The organism is Pseudomonas sp. SG-MS2 (assembly GCF_009933855.1).
In the GTDB taxonomy this organism is placed as follows: Bacteria; Pseudomonadota; Gammaproteobacteria; order Pseudomonadales; family Pseudomonadaceae; genus Aquipseudomonas; species Aquipseudomonas putida_E.
Genome location: NZ_MOMO01000021.1, coordinates 1 through 6,014, shown reverse-complemented (window position 1 = coordinate 6,014; position 6,014 = coordinate 1). Strand labels below are relative to the sequence as shown.

The following is a 6,014-nucleotide window of genomic DNA, read 5'->3' as shown; positions in this document are numbered from 1 at the left end:
ACCGGCAGCTTGAGCAACTGGCGGGCATGCTGGAGCAGCGCCAGGCACTGCTCAAACGGGTGCGCAAGGCGATGCTGTATCCGCTGCTGCTGTTGCTCACCGGCCTGGGCGTGTCGTCGGTGCTGTTGCTGGAAGTGATTCCGCGCTTTGAAAGTCTGTTTGCCGGCTTTGATGCTGCGTTGCCGGCGTTCACGCAATGGGTCATCGGCTTGTCCACAGGGCTGGGCCGCCATGGGCCGCTGCTGTTGATAACCCTGCTTGTGGTGGCTTTGGGTATGCGCCAGCTGTATCGGCAGCATGCGCCAGCACGCCTGTGGATATCTTGCCAGGTACTGCGCCTGCCGGTGTTCGGTCGGCTGCTGGGGCAAGCGGCGCTGGCCCGTTTTGCACGCAGCCTGGCTACGGCGTATGCCGCTGGGGTACCGCTGCTGGATGGGCTGGGCACCGTGGCCAGGGCCTGTGGGGGCGAGCTGCACGAGCGGGCCATTTTGCGGCTGCGCCAGGGCATGGCCAATGGGCAAGGGCTGCACCAGGCGATGGCGGCTGAGCCGTTGTTCCCGCCGCTGCTGGTGCAGCTGACGGCCATCGGTGAATCAAGCGGCACCCTGGACCAGATGCTGGAAAAAGCCGCCAGCCTTTACGAGGAACAGGTCAGCCAGGCGCTGGACCAGTTGACCAGCCTGCTGGAGCCAGCCATCGTGCTGGTCCTGGGCCTGCTGGTCGGTGGCCTGGTGGTGGCGATGTACCTGCCGATCTTCCAGTTGGGTAGTTTGATCTGAACATGACTTTATGGACTTTACTGGCCGAACAGCCGGCGTACTTCCTCACCCTGGCGACAGTGCTTGGCCTGTTGGTCGGCAGCTTCATCAATGTGGTGGCGTATCGGCTGCCGATCATGCTGGAGCGCCAATGGCAGCGTGAAGCGCAGGAGGCGCTGGGGCTGCCGACCGATGAGCATGAGCGCTTCGACCTGTGCCTGCCCGCTTCACGTTGCCCGCACTGTGGGCATGCGATTCGTGCCTGGGAAAATATTCCGGTGCTCAGTTACCTGGCCTTGCGCGGGCGCTGCTCTGCGTGCAAACAGCCTATCGGCTCACGGTACCCGCTGGTGGAGCTGGCCTGCGCCTTGCTGTCGCTGACGGTGGCCTGGCATTCCGGTGCCGGGATGGAGGCACTGGCCTTGCTGGCCTTTACCTGGAGCCTGCTGGCGCTGAGCCTTATCGACCACGACAAGCAGATACTGCCGGATGTGCTGGTGCTGCCAACGCTGTGGCTGGGGCTGATCGTCAATGTTTTCGATACCGTGGTGCCATTGTCCGACGCCATCTGGGGCGCGGTGGCTGGTTATCTCAGCCTGTGGACAGTGTATTGGCTGTTCAAGCTGATCACCGGCAAGGAAGGCATGGGTTACGGCGACTTCAAACTGCTGGCACTGATCGGGGCCTGGGGCGGCTGGCAGGTAGTGCCGCTGACCTTGATGCTGTCGTCGCTGGTCGGGGCGGTGGTGGGGCTATGCATGTTGCGCCTGCGCAGCCATTCGATGGGTACGGCGATACCTTTTGGTCCTTATCTGGCCATTGCGGGGTGGATTGCCGTGCTCTGGGGTGATGAAATATACGCCTCATACCTGCAACTGCTTGGATTCTGATGACCACTGCGCCGTTCACCCCCTGGATTCTCGGCCTCACCGGCGGCATTGGCAGCGGCAAAAGCGCCGCCGCCGAGCGCTTCGTCGAGCTTGGTGTGCACCTGGTCGATGCCGACCAGGCAGCGCGTTGGGTCGTGGAGCCCGGCCGCCCGGCCCTGGCCAGCATTGTCGAGCGCTTTGGCCCGGGCGTGCTGCTGGAGGACGGCCAGCTCGATCGCACAGCGTTGCGCCAGTTGATCTTCGCCGACCCGGCCCAGCGCAAATGGCTTGAACAGCTGCTGCACCCACTGATCGGGCAGGAGATATTCAGCTACCTGGCCAAGGCTGAGTCGCCGTATGCGGTGTATGTGTCGCCGCTGCTGATCGAGTCTGGCCAGTACCAGAAAACCCAGCGAGTGCTGGTGATCGATGCACCGCAAGCGCTGCAGGTAGCGCGTACCTTGCAGCGGGACAACACCAGCCCCGAGCAGGTACAAGCCATCCTCAAGGCTCAGTTGGCCCGCGAAGAGCGCTTGCGCCATGCCGATGATGTGGTGGTCAACGACAGTGACCTTGCCGCGCTGCATGCGCAGATCGACCATCTGCACCACTTTTACCTGACTTTACGAGGAGGCCAGCCATGAGCCAGCCATTGACCGTCGATTGCCCTACCTGTGGCGCACCTGTGGAATGGGACGCGAAGAACGCGTTCCGGCCGTTCTGCTCTGACCGTTGCAAGTTGATCGACCTGGGTGCCTGGGCGGCTGAGGAGCACAAGATTGCGGGGTCGCAAGAGTCCGAGGATGAGTTGTATTCGGGCGACCTGGAGCCGCGGCACTAAGGCGCCGCATCGGGACCGGTAGGCGCGGCCTTGTGTCGCGAAAGGGCTGCGCAGCGGCCCTCGATGTTTCGGCATTGATGCAACAATTGCTGGGGCCGCTCTGCGGCCCTTTCGCGACACAAGGCCGCTGCTACTCGTCCTTCCACGGTGCCTGCAGGTACCGCGTGCGGTTGAATGTCTCCAGCCACTCCGGGCAGAACACCACCAGCGCACTGACCACCATGCCGTTGATGAACGCCTCCGGGAACATCATCAGCCACAGGTAGCCGACAAAGTCGCTGAGCCACTCCGGCATGGCGAAGCGCCCGTCCAGCCACAGCAGCCCCAACCCGGCAAGCACGCACACCAGCACGGTCAGTGCTGCGGGAAAGAACCCCGAGCAGAAGATGTAAACGAAGAGGTTACGCGGCTGCGCCCGCTCGACCAGGATGGCGCACACCTCGGTGATCAGCACCGGCAGGCCGATCAGCAGCAGGCCGTTGATACCAAGCGCTGCCAGGTCCTGGCGCCCCAGCGCCAACAAGCCGAGCTGGGCCAGAAACCCGCCAAGCACCGCCAGCGGCCAGTCCAGCAACAACGTCACGGCGGTCATGCCGATGAAGTGGTACGACACACCGGTGTCGAAGTCGCGCCGGACCAGCCAAAGTGCAAACAGGCAGAACACCGTACCGAACAGCAGGTGCTGCCGGCGGCTGTCGGCGAACAGTTCCAGCCAGCGGGTGCGGCTGGCCGCCCACAGCAGCAAAGGGACGAACCCTACCCAACCGAGCGTGAGGCTGGTGCTGGACAAGACTTGCGCGCTGATCACTTGACGAATGCCCCTGTCGAGACTGTGGACATACCTGAGTCTACACCCATTCAAAAACAGCATCTTATCGTCATGGTTTAGCGTCTAAGCTGTGAGCATGGATGACTCAGACTACCTGCGCCTGCTCACCATCCAGGCCGAACAAGCCAATGCCTTTCTCTCCAATGCTCGCAAATGGGAGCGGGAGCGTTGGGTATGCCAGCGCCTGCTGCAGGGGCTGAACATCCCCTATCGCAGTGAAGATTTCACCCCGGCCGGCCAGGAGCCGCCCGACGTGCTGTTCCGCGATGCGTCGTTCGAGGTGTTTTTTGTGCTCGACGAAGGCCGCCGGCTCAATGATGAGTGGCGCGAAGAGCTGCAGCGAAGGCGCAGCGCCTTTTCACTGGCCCAGCTGGTACGGCGCGAGGCGCGGCCCAGGCGTATCGCCGCCACCGAGCTGCTGGCGCGGCTGGCGCCCACCTTGCGCAAAAAGGCGCACAACTATCGCGAACGCGGGCTGGACCTGAGCGAGCTGGACATCATCGCCTTCGCCAGCCTCAAGCGTGAAGTGCTCGACCTCAACACCCACTTCCCGCCGCCCACCGAGTACCTGCGCCAGGGTTGGCGCTCGCTGTCGCTGGTGGGGCCGACCTTTGCCCGGGTGCTGTTCGCCCACCCCGATGCCCCGGACTTTCTGCGCGGCAACCTGGGGCGCAGCATCGTGTTCGACGTGGGCATCAGTCTTTGATCCAGTGCCGAGAGTCTTTGCGATGGCGTACACTCGGCGCCAGGGATAGAAAGCTTTATCATTTGTCTCAAGTACTTGCCGGAACGCTGTAGCGTTCAGGCAGTCACATACGTCTACCTGACGAGGCCCACCATGACCAGCCGACTGAATCCGGAAGATCAGCGTCGTGTCGATGAGTATCTGCGAGCCCCTCAGCACCAAGTCGAGCGCAAGCCATTCCGGCCGTGGCTGCTCCTTGTGCTGGTGGTGGCCGTGACCATCGGGCTGGGCCTCATCAGCCGCCTGTTGAGTGGACTGGTGCTATGAGCTGCCTCGCGCTCGCCCTCCCCTCGTGCAGTTTGCGGCCGGCCCCTGGGGCCACGAATTCCGTAAACCTTATGAGATATCCCCATGACTCATCGCATCGTGATTGTCGGCGGCGGCGCCGGCGGCCTGGAACTGGCGACCCGCCTGGGTAAAACCCTCGGCAAGCGCAAGCAGGCCGAAATCACCCTGGTCGACGCCAACCTCACGCACATCTGGAAGCCGCTGCTGCACGAAGTGGCCGCCGGCTCGCTCAACTCCTCGGAAGACGAACTGAACTACGTGGCCCAGGCCAAGTGGAACCACTTCAACTTCCAGCTGGGGCGCATGAGCGGCCTGGACCGTGAAGGCAAGCAGATCCAGCTGGCCGCCACCCTCGATGAAGAGGGCCGCGAGCTGGTGCCTGCGCGCACATTGCGCTATGACACCCTGGTCATTGCCGTGGGCAGCAACACCAACGACTTCGGTACCCTGGGCGCGGCGCAGCACTGCCTGTTCCTGGACACCCGCAAGCAGGCCGAGCGTTTCCACCAGCAACTGCTCAACCACTACCTGCGTGCCCATGCGGGTGACCAGGCCAGCGAGAAGATCAGCGTGGCGATCGTCGGCGCCGGTGCCACCGGTGTGGAACTGGCGGCCGAACTGCACCACGCAGCGCATGAACTGGCGGCTTATGGCCTGGACCGTATCCAGCCAAAAGACATGCACATCACCGTGATCGAGGCGGGCCCGCGCGTGCTGCCGGCGCTGCCAGAGCGCATCAGCGTGCCGGTGCACAAGACCCTGGAAAAGCTCGGCGTGACGGGGATGACCAACGCTGCCGTCAGCGAAGTGACCGCCGATGGCTTGAAGACCGCCAACGGTGAAGTGATCCAGGCCAGCCTCAAGGTGTGGGCGGCCGGTATTCGTGCGCCGGGCTTCCTCAAGGATATCGACGGCCTGGAAACCAACCGTATCAACCAGCTGGTGGTGCGCCCTACCCTGCAAACCACCCGCGACGATGACATCTTCGCCTTCGGTGACTGTGCAGCCTGCCCGCAACCGGGCAGCGACCGCAACGTGCCGCCACGCGCCCAGGCAGCGCACCAGCAGGCCGAGATGCTGGCCAAGAGCCTGAAAGCGCGCCTGGAGAACAAGCCGCTGCCGACCTATGCCTACAAGGATTACGGTTCGCTGGTGTCGCTGTCGCGCTTCTCGGCGGTGGGTAACCTGATGGGCAACCTGATGGGTAGCGTGAAGCTGGAGGGCTGGCTGGCGCGGATGTTTTATGTGTCGCTTTACCGCATGCACCAGATGGCGCTGTACGGGTTCTTCCGCACGGCGATGATGATGCTGGGAAGCAAAATTGGGCGGGGCACTGAGCCGCGACTGAAGCTGCACTGACCTGCGCGCTATAGGCTTGGGGTTCAGGTTGTCTGCACTGGCCTCATCGCCGGCAAGCCGGCTCCCACAGGGGATGCACAGCTCTCAAGGCTTGTGAAACACCTGTGGCTTGCCGGCGATTGGGCCAGATGCCCACATACCAGGCATGGCCTGTGCGATGACGAATGAATAAAGAAGATTTGCACCGCTCGGTGCATTTTTTTTGCGCGAGATAAAATCGAGACAAAAGAAAAAGGGCATCTCAGTCGAGATGCCCTTTTTACATGGTGGGTCGTGTAGGATTCGAACCTACGACCAATTGGTTAAAAGCCAACTGCTCTACCAA

The 6,014-nt window shown here is 62.8% G+C and carries 8 protein-coding genes; 7 read left to right on the top strand and 1 reads right to left on the bottom strand.

Annotation, left to right across the window (positions count from 1 at the left end; genetic code table 11):
• From BLX42_RS01725 to yacG, 4 genes are all read left to right on the top strand, one after another.
• The coding region (locus tag BLX42_RS01725; protein ID WP_161871006.1) for a type II secretion system F family protein at positions 1 to 779 on the top strand (779 nt) is incomplete at its 5' end.
• A 2-nt stretch (positions 780 to 781) separates the two neighbouring features.
• Entirely contained in the window at positions 782 to 1,648 is an 867-nt protein-coding gene (locus BLX42_RS01720; protein ID WP_161871005.1) for an A24 family peptidase, read from the top strand.
• On the top strand, positions 1,648 to 2,271 hold the full coding sequence (coaE, locus tag BLX42_RS01715; protein WP_012316340.1) for a dephospho-CoA kinase: 624 nt from the start codon (positions 1,648 to 1,650) through the stop codon (positions 2,269 to 2,271). The genes BLX42_RS01720 and coaE overlap by 1 nt, the downstream gene beginning before the upstream one ends.
• On the top strand, positions 2,268 to 2,468 hold the full coding sequence (yacG, locus tag BLX42_RS01710) for a DNA gyrase inhibitor YacG (RefSeq protein ID WP_012316341.1): 201 nt from the start codon (positions 2,268 to 2,270) through the stop codon (positions 2,466 to 2,468). Before coaE ends, yacG begins: the two co-directional genes overlap by 4 nt.
• 130 nt (positions 2,469 to 2,598) lie before the next feature.
• Here yacG and BLX42_RS01705 read toward each other — a convergent pair whose 3' ends face one another.
• Complete coding sequence (locus tag BLX42_RS01705) at positions 2,599 to 3,339, bottom strand: energy-coupling factor ABC transporter permease (RefSeq protein WP_046784641.1); 741 nt, start codon at positions 3,337 to 3,339, stop codon at positions 2,599 to 2,601.
• A gap of 34 nt (positions 3,340 to 3,373) precedes the next feature.
• Between BLX42_RS01705 and BLX42_RS01700 the strand changes: the two genes are divergently transcribed.
• The 3 genes from BLX42_RS01700 to BLX42_RS01690 all read left to right on the top strand — a co-directional run bounded on the left by BLX42_RS01700 (position 3,374) and on the right by BLX42_RS01690 (position 5,689).
• Positions 3,374 to 4,003 (top strand): DUF1780 domain-containing protein, encoded by a 630-nt coding sequence (locus BLX42_RS01700; protein ID WP_012316343.1) that lies wholly within the window; start codon positions 3,374 to 3,376, stop codon positions 4,001 to 4,003.
• A 132-nt stretch (positions 4,004 to 4,135) separates the two neighbouring features.
• Positions 4,136 to 4,309, top strand: a complete 174-nt coding sequence (locus BLX42_RS01695; RefSeq protein ID WP_012316344.1) for a DUF3094 domain-containing protein — start codon at positions 4,136 to 4,138, stop codon at positions 4,307 to 4,309.
• Between the two features lie 84 nt (positions 4,310 to 4,393).
• Entirely contained in the window at positions 4,394 to 5,689 is a 1,296-nt protein-coding gene (locus tag BLX42_RS01690; protein WP_161871004.1) for an NAD(P)/FAD-dependent oxidoreductase, read from the top strand.
• Positions 5,690 to 6,014: the final 325 nt, after the last annotated feature.